14 protein-coding genes and 1 tRNA gene are annotated in these 15,167 nt (G+C 67.1%); 9 read left to right on the forward strand and 6 right to left on the reverse strand.

The window, feature by feature from the left end; genetic code table 11:
* Positions 1-149 precede the first annotated feature (149 nt).
* Positions 150-611: a hypothetical protein gene (locus KRR26_RS19315; protein ID WP_217080523.1), complete on the forward strand. Its 462-nt coding sequence runs from the start codon at positions 150-152 to the stop codon at positions 609-611.
* Entirely contained in the window at positions 604-1,422 is an 819-nt protein-coding gene (locus tag KRR26_RS19320; protein WP_236068790.1) for a class I SAM-dependent methyltransferase, read from the forward strand. Before KRR26_RS19315 ends, KRR26_RS19320 begins: the two co-directional genes overlap by 8 nt.
* A gap of 146 nt (positions 1,423-1,568) precedes the next feature.
* Here the strand turns inward: KRR26_RS19320 and rlmN are convergent, their stop codons facing one another.
* Both rlmN and KRR26_RS19330 read right to left on the reverse strand, forming a co-directional pair.
* Positions 1,569-2,567, reverse strand: coding sequence for a 23S rRNA (adenine(2503)-C(2))-methyltransferase RlmN (rlmN, locus tag KRR26_RS19325; RefSeq protein ID WP_217080491.1), 999 nt, complete (start codon positions 2,565-2,567; stop codon positions 1,569-1,571).
* Positions 2,568-3,198: 631 nt separating this feature from the next.
* Positions 3,199-4,437, reverse strand: coding sequence for a radical SAM/SPASM domain-containing protein (locus KRR26_RS19330; protein WP_217080492.1), 1,239 nt, complete (start codon positions 4,435-4,437; stop codon positions 3,199-3,201).
* 177 nt (positions 4,438-4,614) lie between these two features.
* Between KRR26_RS19330 and KRR26_RS19335 the strand changes: the two genes are divergently transcribed.
* A complete protein-coding gene (locus KRR26_RS19335) occupies positions 4,615-4,974 on the forward strand; it encodes a hypothetical protein (protein ID WP_120202389.1) in 360 nt (119 codons plus the stop codon).
* Between the two features lie 351 nt (positions 4,975-5,325).
* Positions 5,326-5,410: transfer RNA gene (locus KRR26_RS19340), tRNA-Tyr, on the forward strand.
* A gap of 224 nt (positions 5,411-5,634) precedes the next feature.
* On the opposite strand, the gene KRR26_RS19345 is transcribed toward KRR26_RS19340, so the two are convergent.
* Positions 5,635-5,988, reverse strand: a complete 354-nt coding sequence (locus KRR26_RS19345) for a hypothetical protein (RefSeq protein ID WP_147422871.1) — start codon at positions 5,986-5,988, stop codon at positions 5,635-5,637.
* A gap of 178 nt (positions 5,989-6,166) precedes the next feature.
* Positions 6,167-6,688, reverse strand: a complete 522-nt coding sequence (locus KRR26_RS19350; protein ID WP_217080493.1) for a hypothetical protein — start codon at positions 6,686-6,688, stop codon at positions 6,167-6,169.
* A gap of 568 nt (positions 6,689-7,256) precedes the next feature.
* Between KRR26_RS19350 and KRR26_RS19355 the strand changes: the two genes are divergently transcribed.
* Together KRR26_RS19355 and KRR26_RS19360 are read left to right on the forward strand one after the other, a co-directional pair.
* Positions 7,257-8,573 (forward strand): DUF1254 domain-containing protein, encoded by a 1,317-nt coding sequence (locus tag KRR26_RS19355; protein WP_217080494.1) that lies wholly within the window; start codon positions 7,257-7,259, stop codon positions 8,571-8,573.
* A 189-nt stretch (positions 8,574-8,762) separates the two neighbouring features.
* Positions 8,763-11,189: an Ig-like domain-containing protein gene (locus tag KRR26_RS19360; RefSeq protein ID WP_217080495.1), complete on the forward strand. Its 2,427-nt coding sequence runs from the start codon at positions 8,763-8,765 to the stop codon at positions 11,187-11,189.
* Between the two features lie 99 nt (positions 11,190-11,288).
* Here the strand turns inward: KRR26_RS19360 and KRR26_RS19365 are convergent, their stop codons facing one another.
* Together KRR26_RS19365 and KRR26_RS19370 are read right to left on the reverse strand one after the other, a co-directional pair.
* Complete coding sequence (locus KRR26_RS19365) at positions 11,289-11,801, reverse strand: hypothetical protein (RefSeq protein WP_217080496.1); 513 nt, start codon at positions 11,799-11,801, stop codon at positions 11,289-11,291.
* 55 nt (positions 11,802-11,856) lie between these two features.
* Positions 11,857-12,519 carry a glutathione S-transferase family protein gene (locus KRR26_RS19370; protein ID WP_217080497.1) on the reverse strand — a complete coding sequence of 221 codons (663 nt, stop codon included), beginning with the start codon at positions 12,517-12,519 and terminating at the stop codon, positions 11,857-11,859.
* Positions 12,520-12,763: 244 nt separating this feature from the next.
* On the opposite strand from KRR26_RS19370, the gene KRR26_RS19375 reads away from it, so the two are divergent.
* From KRR26_RS19375 to KRR26_RS19385, 3 genes are all read left to right on the forward strand, one after another.
* The gene (locus tag KRR26_RS19375) at positions 12,764-12,976 is read left to right on the forward strand and encodes a cold-shock protein (RefSeq protein ID WP_120202399.1); all 213 of its coding nucleotides are present in this window, start codon (positions 12,764-12,766) and stop codon (positions 12,974-12,976) included.
* 204 nt (positions 12,977-13,180) lie between these two features.
* Positions 13,181-13,792 (forward strand): TetR/AcrR family transcriptional regulator, encoded by a 612-nt coding sequence (locus KRR26_RS19380; RefSeq protein WP_147422872.1) that lies wholly within the window; start codon positions 13,181-13,183, stop codon positions 13,790-13,792.
* Entirely contained in the window at positions 13,789-14,925 is a 1,137-nt protein-coding gene (locus KRR26_RS19385) for an FAD-dependent monooxygenase (RefSeq protein ID WP_158611388.1), read from the forward strand. The genes KRR26_RS19380 and KRR26_RS19385 overlap by 4 nt, the downstream gene beginning before the upstream one ends.
* Positions 14,926-15,167 lie beyond the last annotated feature (242 nt).

The following is a 15,167-nucleotide window of genomic DNA, read 5'->3' on the forward strand; positions in this document are numbered from 1 at the left end:
ACATCCAGCCAGAACGCGGTCCACGGTGCCCCGCGCGCGCACGGGGCGAGCGCCGCACCCAGGAGCACCTCGACCCGCGCGTCACGAATGAGGACCGCACGGGCCCGGTGCGTGGGGCCGCGAACCCAATCGTGGTAGAGATTGATGGCATGGCCCAGCGAGAACGGGTCCTCCGAGAACGTGCGGTCCTCCGCGAGCAGTTCGGCGCACGGTTTGATGAGGTGTCGGAGGCGCTCTTTCGCAAGGACCCGATCGGCATCGACGCCGAGACAAACACCGACGAATACGAGCCCGAGGCAGGCGCGATCCTGCCAAGGCTGGAGGACCGAACGTCGGAGGCCGATGTCGCCCGTGTCATCCACGAGGAGTTCGTGCGCTGGTTTGGCGCGGACATCGCTCGCGCGGAGCCAGGGCACAAGAGCTGTCGCGAGGCAGTTGGGCAACGACGTTCGTGGCGCATGTGGAGGTGGCACAAGAGGCTCCGAGAAATGGGTGGTGTTCCCGCCCTCCCCTCATGGAGACTTTCCAGTGAGCCCTTGCGATTCGAGGCGTGCGGACATGAGCGACACCTCACGAGAGCAACAGGAGGACTCCCGTGCACGAATGGTTGAATTCTGGCGTCGCCACGACGCGATGGAGGCGCGGCTCTCGCGCCCCCTGACTGAGCGGATGCTCGACCTGGCACGTGTCTCGCCGCGGATGCACGTCCTGGATGTGGCCTGTGGCCGAGGCGAGCCCGCCGTTCCTGCGGCCCATCGCGTGGGTCCCCAGGGGCGGGTGCTCGGAATCGACCTGGTGGACGGCGTGCTGGAGATCGCCCGGGAGCGTGCGCGGCGAGAGGGACTGGAGAACATCTCGTTCCAGGTGGCCGATGCAGAGGCACTGCAAGTGGGAGCGCGGACATTCGACGCGGCCACCGTGCGCTGGGGGCTGATGTACATGCGAGCACCCGAGCGGGCTCTCGCGTCCATCCATCGCGCGCTGAAGCCAGATGGGGCGCTTGTCATCGCTTCATGGGTCGAGCCGGCGCGGGTTCCCTGGGCATCGCTTGCCCGCCAGACGCTCGAGCGCTATCGCGAGGTCCCTCCCCTTCCGCGGGCCGATGAGCCTGGGGTGTTCCGCCACGCGGATCCGGCCGTTCTGGAGACAGCCCTCACGAGGACCGGATTCTCGGTGGTGGCGTCCGAAGAGTGGGATGTCCCCGTCGTGGAGGCCAGCGATGCGCACGGCCTCCTGACTTGGATCCGTCAACTCGGCGGCCCCATCGTGAAGCTAGCGGGCGAACTCCCAGAGCCGCAGCAACGAGCATGGGAGGCGGAGTTCCTCTCTGAACTCGAACGCCGCCGAACAGGAGATACCCTCTCCCTGGGAGGCGTGACGCGGCTCACCCTGGGGACTGCTCTCGCCGGAGGCGTGGGTTGAGGGCTGCGCCAACCCAAACCCCAGTCGCTGCGTCACGACCACCCGCAGCGGTGCGGCCCTGAGAGAGAGACCGCGACGCGCGACGCGGAGCGTCCCCATCCTGGTGCCGCAATCACCCGCACGTGCGGCCCCTCTCTGGACTGGAGTCACGCCTGTGGGTCACCAGCGGGTCGTCGCCGACCGAGGCGCCCCAGCGATTCAGCGCGCAACTGACCGCACGCAGCATCGATGTCGGCCCCGAATTGCTGTCGTCGCGTCGCCCCGATGCCCTGGCGATTCAATCGCGCCACGAAGTCGTCGACCTTCGAGGGCGCCGGGGCTCGGAACGAGGGGTCCGCCCCGAAGGCCGCGTTGTAGCGGATGACACTCACATGAAAGAGTTCGGGCCTGGACCGCCGCTGCACGAGTCGCGCGAGCGCACCGAGATGCGCCTCGGAGTCATTGATGCCTTCAATCAAAAGGTACGCCAGATAGGTCTTCCGCCGCGCGCGCAGCACATGTCGATCCAGGATCGCGAGGTTCTCCTCGAGCGGGAACCGACGCTCGAGCGGGATGAGCTGTGCGCGTTGCTCGGGGAACGGCGAATGAACCGAGAGCGTCAGGGTCACCTGCGGGTGTGCCTCGGTGAGCGCTGTGAGCGCTGGTGCGAGCCCCACCGTCGAGACCGTGATTCGACGCGGCGACAGCCCACCATAGCCCGGCGTCGTGAGCACGTTCAGCGCTGTGAGCACGTTTGGGTTTGCGAGCGCTTCGCCCATCCCCATGAACGCGACGCTTTTGGGAGCGCCACCTGGCTCCGCACTCCAGCGGCGGTGCACGACTTGAGCACAAATCTCATCGACACTCAGATTTCGCTCGAGTCCCAAGGCCCCCGTGGCGCAGAACGAGCAAGCGAGACCACAGCCGGCCTGAGTGGAAACGCAAACCGACGACCAGCCCGCGCGATAGCGTGAGAGAACCGTCTCGACACGCGCCCCCGAGCGCGTGCGGAAGAGCACCTTCTCGACCTGCTCTCCGGTCCGCACGGCCTCCACCTCGAGGGGGAGGACGGTCAGTCCGAAGCGAGAGATGAGTTGCTGCCGGAGATCGCTCGGCAGGTCTCGGACGTCGTGGAAGGTCTGCGCACCGCGCTGAAATGCTGTCACCAACTGGTGGTAGCGATACGACGGGACATGGAGCCCGCGCAGGAACGTGTGGACCTCGGCGAGGATCCCCGGAGGCGGGAGCGACAGCTCGTGGAGAGTGCTGCGACGCATGGCAATGACTCCTGAAGGAACGTTGTTTCAATGGGGTTCTTCGGCGCGTCCAGGACGAACGCCCAAACCGACCGAGGCGAGCGCGTCGAGGACGGCACAGGTGGGGCGTCGTCGCCCCGCAATCCGGTGAATCGCCGGAGGGATCCGCGTGACGGATCCAGCACGGAGGCGCCGAGAGGGCGGATCGGCCCCCTTGGCGTCAACGGCCCCACAGAAGCCGCGTTCCCGCGTGAGGGAGTATGAATCGAAGATGGGAGCAGACGCCGACCCAGTGGCGCCGACTCCGTGCCATCGCAGCACGGGCATGAATCACTCCAAAACCCAAGGGCGCACGGCATCCGTGCGCGGCTCGTTCGAGAGGACGCTGTGCATCCTCGAAGCGGATGGGGTTCGGGTGACTTAGGCCATGGTGGCGCTGGCAAGACCAGCGCACGCGTGGTGTAGCACGCGCGCCACTCGATTGCAGCCCCGTTCAGGTGCCGCACACAGAGTGCCCCCCAGGCACGCCTGGAGAAGCGCGTCAGCCTGACTTTGGCCAGCGTTTCGTCTTCACATACTCACGCTTGAGCTCTGGCTTCGGATCCGGCGCGTCGAGGGGCTCCTCGATGATTTCATACAGGCCATGGTCAAACGGCCTGCCCGGAGCTGGCGCCTTCGGGACGAGCCGCTCGCGGCGGCCCGCCGCAGCCTGAGCCTTCGCGCGGTAGTGACAGTAGGGGTTGTTCCCTGGGCGCCCGAACAAGGCATGGGCCGTGAAGCTGCACCCGGCCATGCAGCTCTCCGCGAACGGACACGTGCGGCAGAAGCCCCAGAGGTCATCGACCGTCCGAATCCGCGTGAATGCGAGTTCTGGCGTGTCGTTCCAGATGCGCTCGAGAGACTGCTCGCGCAGATTGCCTCCCACGTAATGCGCCGTTTGGAGGGAGGGACACCCCTTCACGGCGCCATTGGACTCGATGCCCATCACGTACCGGCCCGCCTGACAGCCCCGCCAGTGGTCTCGCCCGCCCGCGTGCACCGAGCGCAGCAGCGCCTCCTCTGGCCCGAAATAGCCCAGGTTGTTCCCTGGCATCACAGTGATGCGCTCCTGGCGCGCCCGCTCTTTCAGCCGTGCGATGCGGGGCATCAAGTCCACCAGGTCCCACGGCTGCAACAGCAAGTCCGGACGATCCGCCGCGCGCCCGAGCGGCGCCGTCACCTGAACCTGCCACGCGCCAATGCCTTGCTCCTTCAGGTGCGCGTAAAGCCCCTCCAAGTCCCCCTGGTTGAGTCGATTGAGATTCGTGTTGGCGGCAGTTCGCACGCCAGCGGCCTTCAGATACCCCAGGGCCGCGGTGGCGGAGGCAAAGCTGCCTCTCGCCGCGCGCATGATGTCATGCGTGGGCTCCAACCCATCCAGGCTCACCGACGCCGCATAGAGCCCCGCCCGAGCCATCTCCCGAGCCAGCTCCGCGGTCACGCCCCGACCACCTGTTGTCAGCCCAGGCCGGATCCCCGCGGCCTTCAATGCCTGGATGATGTCGAGGAACCCTGGGTGGAGGTACGCCTCGCCACCAATGAGCACCACCTCCCGAGCGCGCATGGCCGCAAGTTGCGTCACCACGCCGAGGGCCTCCTGCGTACTCAACTCACCTGCGCGCGCGGTACCGGCCCGCGAGCCGCAGTGCGTGCAGGGCTGATCACACGCGAGGGTCAGCTCCCAAACCACGTAGGCCGGGTGGTAGTCCGTCGGGCCCACGTCCATGCGCCGGTTCACCATGGGCGACAGCCTATCGGAAGCGTCCTCGATACCGGCAGCTGCGACATCTGCGTCCTGCCCGGCGCGGAGGCGGCCGTCACAGCACGAGGTCTGGCATGAGACTCCAGGCACTTGCCCCCGGCACAGGGCTTGCTGTGTGCCCCCCGCTCCGCGTCCCCCTCCGAGAAGGATGTCCACATGCCCCAGCTGTCCGACTGTCCGTCGTGCCAAGGCTTCAACCCGCCCTCCGTCACCGCGTGTCTGAACTGCCAGCACCCGCTCGACACCGCGAAGGCGCGCATGGCGCCGTCGTGGGTGGCCTCTCTCTGGACGATCGCGGGCGCGAGCGCAGCGGCGCTCACGCTCATGGCCTGCTATGGAATGCCCCCCTGCGACGACGGAACATTTCGTTGCTACGACCTGCCGCCGGACTGCGACTTGACGGACGCGGGCTTGCACGAGGGGAACCCGGACGCGGGTGACACACGCTGCACGCCCTTGGACGCCGGCACGACGACCGATGCAGGCACGACGGCCGATGCAGGCACCACGGGCTGAATCCTTGCGGCCGAGTCACCTGCGCCCTGGGAAATCGAGTCGTGTCAGGAGCGAAAATCAATCATCGTAGGTCCAGAGCGAAAGGAGCGGCGACCATGACGACGTTGACAGTGCAGACGAATCTGATGAAGCGTAGCTATCGTCACAGCATTGGGACCCCGTTCGTCGCCGCCTCCTGCGCCCTGCTGAGCTTCGACTCAAAGTGCATCGTGGGAGCTTACCGAATGGGTGGCTATCCGCCCGTGCCCTGCTGACGCTCGCGCCCTATCACGGGTGCGCCAAGCCACGCAGAGGCCGGGCTTCCCATCCAGGGGACCCGGCCTCTCGGCTTTTGGGGCCCCACCCTCCTCCGGGGACGTAGAGCGTTACGGAGACGCGCGGGCCTGTAGAGCCCGAGCCCGAAAGGGCCCGCTGGGTTCAACTCCCAGCGTCCCCATGCATCATCCGCGTAGCCCACCACGCGAGGCCGCACCGCATCTCGGGGCATCGCACAAGGGTAGGTCGCTCGTCTCAATCTACGACTGTAGGATTAAGCGGACGGCGAGGGTTCGACCCCCTCCGGAGGTATCTGAATCAACAGCACAGCGCAGAGGGGCGGCTCCCTCTCGCAGAGGGGGCAGCGACCGCGCTCGCACAGCGCACTCCTGCTGAGGCGTGCATTCAGACAACCACCGAGTCACGGGATGCGGCGGCTTTCGCTTCGACCTCGCGCTTCGCGAGGATGGACGCACAGGCGGGTCCTGCGACCAGACTGCCCAGCCAGAAGAAGAAGCCGAGGGTCGGATAGAGCAACTCAAGCTGGCGGTCCGGGCTTCCCCCCTCGTCCGCAGGGATGGAGTGCTGGTACCAGGACAAGGTCGAGAGTCCGACGAGCACCGCCACGACGCCTACCCAGAAGGCCCCTCGGTACCTGCCCATCAACAGCAAGATGAGCGTGAGCAGCAGCAGCGGATTGGCGAACCAACCCCACTGCATCTCGACTGCGCCCAACCAGCCGCAGAGGAGAAGCGTCACGCCCCACATCGAATCCTCCTGGCGCGCCCCTGTGTTGTACAGAATGAGGGCGGGCTGAGCGCAGGCCAGGACAAAGAGGATCGCCGACAAGGCAGCGGCGGTCGCCCGGGTCAACCGGAGCGATGAGACGCGCGCAGCAGGAGGTGCAGAGGGGATTTGCTCCATGGGAGCGAAGAGTCTACCTCCCGAATGTTGGAATCGTGTCGTCTGCCCGCGATGCTCGAACTCGGCCCTGCCCTACGGGCCATCGTCTGAATCCACTCGCACCTTCCGAGATAGGGAGCGCGGGGCAGCGCCGCGCGGCGTCCAGGGCCGACTTCAGGCGTGCATGCTGGCGCCTCAGCGTGTCGCTGAAGAGGTCCGGGCCATCGGTGCCGCGCGAGACGATGAATGCGCCCTGCACTGCAATCACAAGGTCCGCAAAGAGTTCGCGCGCGGTGACCGCGCTGACTCCGGTCTCTGTCAGCAGGGAGGAAAGCGCCTGCATCCACCGCCGGAAGGACTGGGGCAGCTCGGGCTGGAACACCTTGCGCGCGCGCCCTGTCACGAGCGCCGCGAGGAGGCTGGGCCGGGTACCGCCCCCGTAGAAGGCCCCGCGCCGAACGGCCAGCGGTAGCGGTGTCATGACCGCACACGTTGCCGGCGCCAGCCCGACCAACGCCCTGAACACCCACTCCTGATTCCCGACATTTCGCTTCATGACGCCCTCCTTGTCCCGGGAGAAGTCACGTCGAGCCCAGGAGGATTCAGGGACCCATTCTCTCCGCCCCAGGAGTCCCTCTCGAGGAACGGCCCACTCGGCGCCAGCAACTGGGACGAGGCCCCCGACGCAGAATGCCCCAGCGCACTGGTGCCACGCAGGGACGCGTCAGGCGGTCCCAGACTTGGGCGCGCGGAGGATTGGATTGGTCCACCCCGGACGCTGGGGCTGAGCACCGCCACCCCGCCCGTCATCGAGCCCCCTCGCCTCCGCGCGGAGCCGGCGCGCGCGCCCCAGCCTTCGCGAGACAACTCGACCGCCAACGAGCCGCTGGCATCTCGTGGCGTGAGCAGAGTTCAGAGCAGCAGCGCGTGCTGCAATTTTCCGCCCTGGCATCTCCGCCCCAATCGCAGAGATGCCTTGCAGGCGAAAATGACCCGGCACCATCGGCCATTGTCTGACAATTCCAGGACTGCAAGGGTCAACGGTCAGGCTTGCCGGCATCTCCTGAACGCTGGCTGACGTGAGTCCGTCCCCATCCGCCCCACCCTCGCGAGTCCAAGACGCCATGAAACATCTGCCTCTCAAAGAAGCGCAGGCGATCGCCTATCAGGCCTTCATGTACGGCTACCCGCTCGCCGAGAACTACTCCATCCTTTGGCAGAGCACCCTCGCCGTCCAACAGCAATTCAATACATTCTACGGCAAGGCGCAGCTCTACGGTCCCAGTGACACCACCGTCGTCACGCCCAACAATGACACGGCGTACTCGCAGGGCTGGCTCGACCTGGGCGCCGAGCCGCTCGTGTTGCAGGTACCGGCGGTGCCCCAGGACCCACCGCGCTACTATAGCTTTCAGATCATCGACGCCTGCACCAACAACGTTGGATACGTCGGTTCGCTCACGACCGGCACGGCGGCGGGCAATTACGTGCTCGCGCCCCCCGGCATGGTGCCGAGCAGCGCCCCGAACGCGACGGTCATCCCGGTGCCGGGGCGCTACATCTTCCTGCTCGGGCGCACGCAGATTCTAGGGCCCAATGACATCCCAGCGGCCCAGGCGATCATGAACCAATACGCGCTGGTCCCCCTGTCCAAGTTCCTGGGGCAGCCGGCGCCTCCTCCCGCGCCCGCCACTCCTTTCCTTCCGGTTGCCCCTTCGTTCATCACGACGCTGGCGTTCTTCCAGTATCTCAACCTGGCGCTCACCTTCCAGACTCCACCGGCTGGGGATGCCCCACTCCTTGAGCGCTTCGCGCGAATTGGCGTGGGCCCCGGCCTGCCCTTCAATCCCGCCACCCTCGAGCCGGAACTGGCGGGTGCGCTCCAGCGCGGGATCCTCGAGTCGAGCAATGCCATCACCCACAAGACGCAGGAGGGCACTGTCAAGAATGGCTGGAATCTGCCGGTGGTGAACCTCCCCTACTTCGGCACGAACTGGTGGACTGACTATGAGTTCCGGTCGACCACCGCGCGGGCGGGGCTCTACGCGAACTCCCCCTCGGAGGCGCTCTATTACCGCGCCTATCAGGATACGAGCGCGGTGCCCCTCTCCGGCACCACCTCGTACACAGTGACGTTCCCCGCGGGCCAGCTGCCCCCTGCATCAGCGTTCTGGTCGTTGACCATGTATGGGGCGAATCAATTCCTGGTCCCCAACAGCATCAATCGCTACTCGCTCGGGACTCAGTCGGATTTGACCGTCGCCGCCGACGGGTCCGTGACCATCTATATCCAGGCCACCGCCCCCACTTCTGCCCAGACACCGAACTGGTTGCCTTCGCCAGCGACAGGCTCGTTCTACGTCGTGCTCCGCGTCTACGGTCCCCAGAGTACGTCCTACCTCCCGCCAGGACTGGTGCAGGTCGGTAGCGCTGGCGCGTGACGGCCATCCACCTGAGCGACCGGGGCTGGGTGTCCATGGGACTCGAATGCCTGTCGGCTGGTGACCGGAGGACGCTGGCCATCCGCGAGTTGCGCGCGGAGCCGGCGGAAGCAAGGAAAGCTGTCACTCATTTCGCGCAAGAGAGGGTCCATTTCGGGCTTCATCCTGCGCCGCAGGGGGAGACGTTCAATGCGAAGTCGTTCTGCGACGCAGTGGCTGTCGAGACTGGGCGCGATGTTGGCCTTGTCTCTGGCGGCGTGTGGCATGGAATCCCCGGAGGAGAAGACCCAGCCTGTGCAGGATGGAGTATGGCAAGAGGCGGGCACAACCTTGGCGCGTGAGCGTCCAGCAGCGGCGTTGGCGTGGGACCCATACGCGGACGCGGTGGCGCCAGGCACCACGGCGACGGTCCTCAACGCGAGCGCGGCGCTGGGTGCTCCCGATGGACAGGCCGCGACGATGCTGGGCTTGCTCAATACAGCGCTCGTCCTGGACCTGGGCCAAGGCGAGGAAGGCACGGGCGACCTCCGCGTCTACTACCAGGGGCTGTCGGTCGCGTTGGTGGCCACGGTGGACTTCTTGAAAGCGGATGGGACCGTCATCTGCTCCAGTCCTTTGCATCTGGTGGAGCTGGGCCTGGGAACCCATGTGGCGGTGGTGACCTACCCGGCGAACGGGCCCTACCGCTACGTGCGGTTGAGGGGCTCGGTGCTCGCGCTCTACCTGGTGGATGCGGTGGAGACCTCGCTGCGGGCCTTCTGTGGAGATGGCATCCTGGGCGGGCTCGAGACTTGCGATGACGCCAATCAAGCCTCGGGAGATGGCTGCAACAGCATCTGCCAGGTAGAGCCGGGCTACACGTGCACAGGCTCACCGAGTGTTTGCGACAACAACTCGGCCCCCACGGTCGGGAACGTCCACGCAACCACCCCCGAGGACACTCCGGTCAACATTACCCTCTCCGCGTCGGATCCAGATGGTGACGCGCTGACCTTCTCCTACAGCACGCCCAGCCACGGCACGCTCGCGCTGTCGGGCTCGGCGACCTCGGTCACGTACACGCCGAATGCGAACTTCAACGGAGAGGACTTGTTCCAAGTCACGGTCTCCGACGGCAAGAAGCAGGCAGTCGCCACGGTGTCCGTCACGGTGAGTCCGGTCAACGACGCGCCCGTGGCCTCCTCCGCCGCGGTGACGGTGAATTACAACACGTCGACGCCCATCACGTTGGTGGCCACGGATGTGGACGGTGATGCGCTCACGTTCACCGCGACGGCGCCTGCTCACGGAACCCTGTCCGGGACCGGCGCGCAGTTGCTCTATACGCCCGATGCCGACTTCCATGGGCCAGACCAGTTCACCTTCACGGCCAATGATGGCGCGCTGACCTCCAATACCGCGACCGTCACGCTCACCGTCAGGGGTCCGCCAGTCTGCGGTGACGGCTACCTCGATCCGGGTGAGGTGTGTGACGACGGCAATCGCGTCGCGGGGGACGGCTGTCGCGCGGACTGCCAGGGCGTAGAGGTGTGCGGTGACGGGCAACTCGACAGCGTGAAGGGAGAGCAGTGCGACGATGGTGGCACGGTCCCCGGAGACGGCTGCGATGCCATGTGCCAACTGGATGCCTTCTCGAATGTGCCACCCACGCTCGTCAGCGGGGCGCTGAACTGCACTACGGCAAACTCGAACACGGGGCGGAAGACCGCGGTGGATGCGCTGGGGCGCTTCTACGTCGTCATGCGATGCGATGGCGCGGCCTACGTCAGCGTGAGCGTGGACCGTGGCCACACCTGGATGGGGCCCACTCCCCTGGGCATCACCAACACAGCGGAGGTCGCGATTGAAGGCGGCCCCACGGGGACCGCGTATGTCGCGGCCACCAGCGCGGGCTCACTGATCTTCACGCGGACCGTCGACGCGGGCGCGAGCTGGGAGACGCCGCGCACCCTCACCACGGCGGCCAACCCCAACCTCAGCTTGGATTCGAGAGGCGATGCCCTCTACATCTCCGTCTCGCGAGGCAGCACAGGGCTCCGCGTCCTCCGGAACTTCGCACGAGGGGCCAACGACTTCACCGTGACGGACGTGACTCAGAACAACGCCTTCTTCGATGTGGTCGTGGACAAGATCAGCGGAGATGTCTTCTCGGTGAGCGACGACCCCACGTTCCACATCCTCCGCAGCAGCGACCAGGGAACCACCTTCGGCCCGCAGAGTTCCCCGCCGGGGCAGGCGTTCTACTCGGACTGGACGGGCTCCAACGGATTCATCTACGTCACGGGCACCTTCGGCGATGACAACGTGGACGTCATCCCTGTATCCGCGCCAGGGACAAGCACCCAGGTGACGGGACTCCCCACGGATGTGGGTCCTGGCCCCCTCCGGACGATTGACGCGGACGCGCTCGGCAATGGCTACATCGCGACCCAACGCGGTACGGGCGACATCCAGTTGGACCGGATGCTCGTGGGGGCCACGTTGATCCTGGCCGCGGACGCCAGGACGGTGGGACCCGGCACCACGCCCGCGGTCGCGGCGCTCCCGTCGAACGGCGGCGCCCTGGTCGCCTACACGAACGGAACCAGCGTTTACGCCTCCGTCGTCGTGTACTGAAGTCACGAGGCCCTGATGCGCGCCTCCCAGCTCAGGCGGGGGGGCGCGCGCCCCAGGTCACCGTGGGTCGCGGCTCGTCATGGTTGGAAATGCCGCAGGCTACGACGACCACCGCACCAGGGCCCAGCAGAACACCGCCAGACCGATGATGCTCAGCGCCCCGAAGAGGAGCAGCTCGCGGCGCTCCGCTCGCGGGTCATACCGTCCGCCCGTACGACGTTGGATGGGCGCACGGGCCATCTCCTCGGTGTAGACCCGCATCGGGGTGTCCGTCGGCGCAGGGAGCACGTGATTGTCATAGGAAGCATTGCGGAAGCCCTCCCCGTGCGCATCGAGGAAGACCTCCATCACTCGGGCTGTCTCCAGCATCTCGATCAGCGTCCAGATGGTCCCGTCGAGGGGACAGTCATCGGCCTCACGGCACACGGGGACCGTGAACGACACGGGCGTGGAGCACAGCGCGGGCGAGCCTCGGAACACGCGCGCGATGCGCCCCGTCACCACCGCGTCGCCCGGAGTGGTGGGCGGCAGCTCGACACGCTCCACCGTGACCTGCACGTGAAGCTCCGCATCCAGCGCCGCACGGGCATAATCATGGGGAGGAAGAGCCATCCGCCCAATCTAACCCGAGGCCCTCATCGATCGGCCGCCGCGCGGCCTCGACAGGTCAGCGCGCACTGCCCGAGGGAGCCGCGAGGCGCTGCTCATACGCATCCAACGTTCGGAGCCAGGCGGGCCGTTCTTCACAGCGCTCGCGATAGGCGGAGACCCGCGGGAAGCCCTCCAGCACGCCCGCGTTGCGCACTTCGCGCAGCACCGTGACCATCAAGATGTCCGCCACGGTGAACACCTCGCCCGCGAGATATGGCCGGCCTCCCAGCCAGTCCTCCAACGCGCCCAGCACGCGCTCAGCGTGCTTGACCAATTCGGGACGCCGCTGCGCGCCGGTGGGATCCGCCGCGCCGAGCAGGTCGATCATCAGAATCTGCCCCAAGGGTGGCTCCAGGCTGGTGAGCGCGGCGAAGGACCAGCGCGTCACCTGGGCACGACCCGGGAGATCCGCGGGGATCAACCGGCCCGTCTTCTCCGCCAGGTACAGCAGGATTGCCCCCGACTCGGTGAGCACGAAGCCGTCATCGTCGAGCACCGGCACCTGGCAGAAGGGGTTCAGTTCGTGGAACGCCTCGGTCCGGAGCTCGCCCGAGGGATGATCCACACCGTGCACCCGATAGGGCACGCCGAGTTCCTCCAGCGCCCACAGGACTCGCAGATCTCGCGTGATACCCACTACCTTCGAGGTGACTCGGCCGAAGCCATAGAGCGTGAACATGCCCGCGGCATTAGAGCACACCCCTCCCGCTGAGGAGCGGAGAGATGGGCCCACCAGGCCCTGTCCGGTTTTCAATTCCAGCGGGCAACGCTCCGCGTCGGAGCCCTCCGCCATGGAACAGTTCTCCGCGCCAGCGCCACCCCGTCCGTGCAACTTCTCCTGCGTCCCGCCACAGTCCGGACCGCGGGGAGCGGTGAGTTCCCGCAGCGAACGAACGCAGTCCAGCGGGTGAACGGGAACGCGCATGGCCGAGCGACAGAACGGAACGGTGAAGTGGTTCAATGACGAGAAGGGCTACGGCTTCATCACGCCTGAGAGCGGCCCGGATCTCTTCGTCCATTTCAGGGCAATCGAGGGGAATGGATTCAAGAGCCTGAAGGAAGGGCAGCGCGTGACGTTCGAGGCGGTTCAAGGACAGAAGGGCCCGCAAGCAGACAAGGTCCAAGTCGTCGCGTGACCCATTGCAGTCCCCGAGGCGCGGCCCCTTACCGAAACCGGCGCTGCGCCGCGTGAGGCAGCGCTTGGCCCAAGACGCCCGCCCCCAAAGCCAGCGGCCGTGCGCCATGCGGCGCCAGCCTGCTCGCTCCGATGCCGGGCCCGATGAGATTGACGTGGACCCGCGCGAGAATTATGAACGCGTTCAATTTTGAACGTGTTCAATATGTCCCGCCGAGAGCAAGCCAAGAACGAAAAGTGGGAGCGCATCCAGGCCGCGGCGAAGCGGCTGTTCGTGGAGCGCGGCTACGAAGGAACGACGATTCGCGCCATCGCGGAGGAGGCGGGCGTCGCGACGGGCACGGTGCTCGTCTATGGCGAGACGAAGGACGCCCTGCTGCACGAGGTGTGGCGCGCCGAGGCGATGCCCCTGGTGGAGCAGGCGGTGTCTTCGGTGCGCGCGGGGCCGTTCGTGAATCGGTGCATGCACCTGTTCACGCCCCTGTTGACGCACTACGCCTCGCAGCCGGAGCTGGCGCGGGTGGTGGTGAAGGAGCTGCCGTGGCTCACGGGAGCGGCCGAGGAGGCCCAGCGTCCCGCGCTGGCGCGGCTCTTGGGCGCCCTGGCTCAACTGGTGGATGAAGCGAAGGCGAAGGGCGAACTGCGCGCGACGCTGAAGCGCGAGCTGGCGGCGGAGCTGGTCTTCGCCGTGTACCACTCGGCCGTCCTGCGCCTGCTCTCCCCGCTGACGAACGCGACACTGGCCGAGGCGCGCGAGGGCCTCCGCCTGGGGCTGGCGGCCCTGTTGACGGGGCTGGGCGCAAGGAGTTCATCGTGAAGGTGCTGATCGTGGGTGGAGGGATTGGTGGGCTCGCGCTGGGTGCGGCCCTGACTCGCCGAGGCGTGATTGCCGACCTCATCGAGCGAAAGCCGCGTCCAGGTGACGAGGGGGCCGGAATCGTGCTCGGACCGAACGTGATGGCCGTGATGAAGGGCCTCGCGTTGCATGAAGCCATCCTCGCGGCTGGGCATCCCGTGGACGCGGCTCGCATCACGGCTGCAACCGGGCGCGTGCTTCAAGAAACGCCCTACTCCGTGTCTGGCCTGCCACTGCCCGCGACGGCCCTGCACCGCAATCACCTCATGAGGGTCCTGGGCTCCGCGTCGCCCACCCCACGCTTCGGCGTGTCTGTCCTGGAGCTGAGGCGCGTGGGCGACGGCGTGGAGGTGGACTTCTCCGATGGGGCGACGGGGAGCTACGACGTCGTGGTCGGCGCGGATGGCATTCGCTCCAGGGTGCGGACCTTCATCTGCGGCGAAGAGGTGCTCCCTCGCTACTCCGGCTACACATGCTGGCGCGTGGTGGTGGACGGCCACTTCGGCGAGTCCGTGGTCGAGATGTGGGGCCGAGGCAGGCGCCTGGGTGTGGTGCCGCTGGGCGAGGGCCGGACCTACCTCTATGCCACACTCAATGCGCCGCGCCGCGCGCCACCTCCGTGGACGAACGTCGCGGAGTTCCGCGCCGCGTACGCCGAGTTCTCGGGCGCCACGGCCCGCGCCGCGCTGGCCGCTGTCGAGCGACTGGAGGCCCTGCTGCACAACGACATCGAGGACTGCCCCGCGCCGCGATGGTGGAGCCCCGGCGTCGTGCTCCTCGGGGACGCGGCCCATGCGGTGACGCCCAACCTGGGCCAGGGGGCGGGGCTCGCCATCGAGGACGCCGCGGCGCTCGCCCAGCTCCTGACGACGATGGGCCCCACGGATTCGGCGCTGGCCCGCTATGAGAGCCTGCGGCGCCCGCGCGCGGAGCGGATCCTCGACCGCTCGTGGTCGATAGGGCGGATCGCGCAGTGGGAGAACCGGTTCGCGCGGGGACTCCGGGACGCCCTGCTGAGTTGGACGCCAGCGTCCGTGACGCGCGCGCAACTCGAGAAGGTGGTCCGCGACATGCCCGGCGTTCCCATCGGCTGATCCGCGGTGACGCCCTGTCGAGGCGGATCCGACGGATGGACCCTACAGGTCGGCCCGAGGCCGCCGCGAGTCAGAGTCCCTGGGAGCGGGCTCCCCGACCGAGCGTTGATACACCGAATTGAAACCACCCGGCCGTTTGCCGTTGGAGCCCGGCGACTGCGGCGGAACGCACGTGCGTCCGCAAGGGACGCATTCACCGAGACGCGGAGTGAGCATCTCCGCGCCGCTCCCTCGCAGCGGCC

Source organism: Citreicoccus inhibens, assembly GCF_019039035.1.
GTDB classification, from domain to species: Bacteria; Myxococcota; Myxococcia; order Myxococcales; family Myxococcaceae; genus Citreicoccus; species Citreicoccus inhibens.

Coding starts and splice junctions, on each gene's coding strand:
- KRR26_RS19315 (WP_217080523.1), top strand. CDS start 150: ATGGCCCAGCGAGAACGGGTCCTCCGAGAACGTGCGGTCCTCCGCGAG.
- KRR26_RS19375 (WP_120202399.1), top strand. CDS start 12,764: ATGGCCGAGCGACAGAACGGAACGGTGAAGTGGTTCAATGACGAGAAG.
- KRR26_RS19330 (WP_217080492.1), bottom strand. CDS start 4,437: ATGGTGAACCGGCGCATGGACGTGGGCCCGACGGACTACCACCCGGCC.
- KRR26_RS19335 (WP_120202389.1), top strand. CDS start 4,615: ATGCCCCAGCTGTCCGACTGTCCGTCGTGCCAAGGCTTCAACCCGCCC.
- KRR26_RS19380 (WP_147422872.1), top strand. CDS start 13,181: ATGTCCCGCCGAGAGCAAGCCAAGAACGAAAAGTGGGAGCGCATCCAG.
- KRR26_RS19370 (WP_217080497.1), bottom strand. CDS start 12,519: ATGTTCACGCTCTATGGCTTCGGCCGAGTCACCTCGAAGGTAGTGGGT.
- KRR26_RS19355 (WP_217080494.1), top strand. CDS start 7,257: ATGAAACATCTGCCTCTCAAAGAAGCGCAGGCGATCGCCTATCAGGCC.
- KRR26_RS19365 (WP_217080496.1), bottom strand. CDS start 11,801: ATGGCTCTTCCTCCCCATGATTATGCCCGTGCGGCGCTGGATGCGGAG.
- KRR26_RS19360 (WP_217080495.1), top strand. CDS start 8,763: ATGCGAAGTCGTTCTGCGACGCAGTGGCTGTCGAGACTGGGCGCGATG.
- KRR26_RS19320 (WP_236068790.1), top strand. CDS start 604: ATGGTTGAATTCTGGCGTCGCCACGACGCGATGGAGGCGCGGCTCTCG.
- KRR26_RS19350 (WP_217080493.1), bottom strand. CDS start 6,688: ATGAAGCGAAATGTCGGGAATCAGGAGTGGGTGTTCAGGGCGTTGGTC.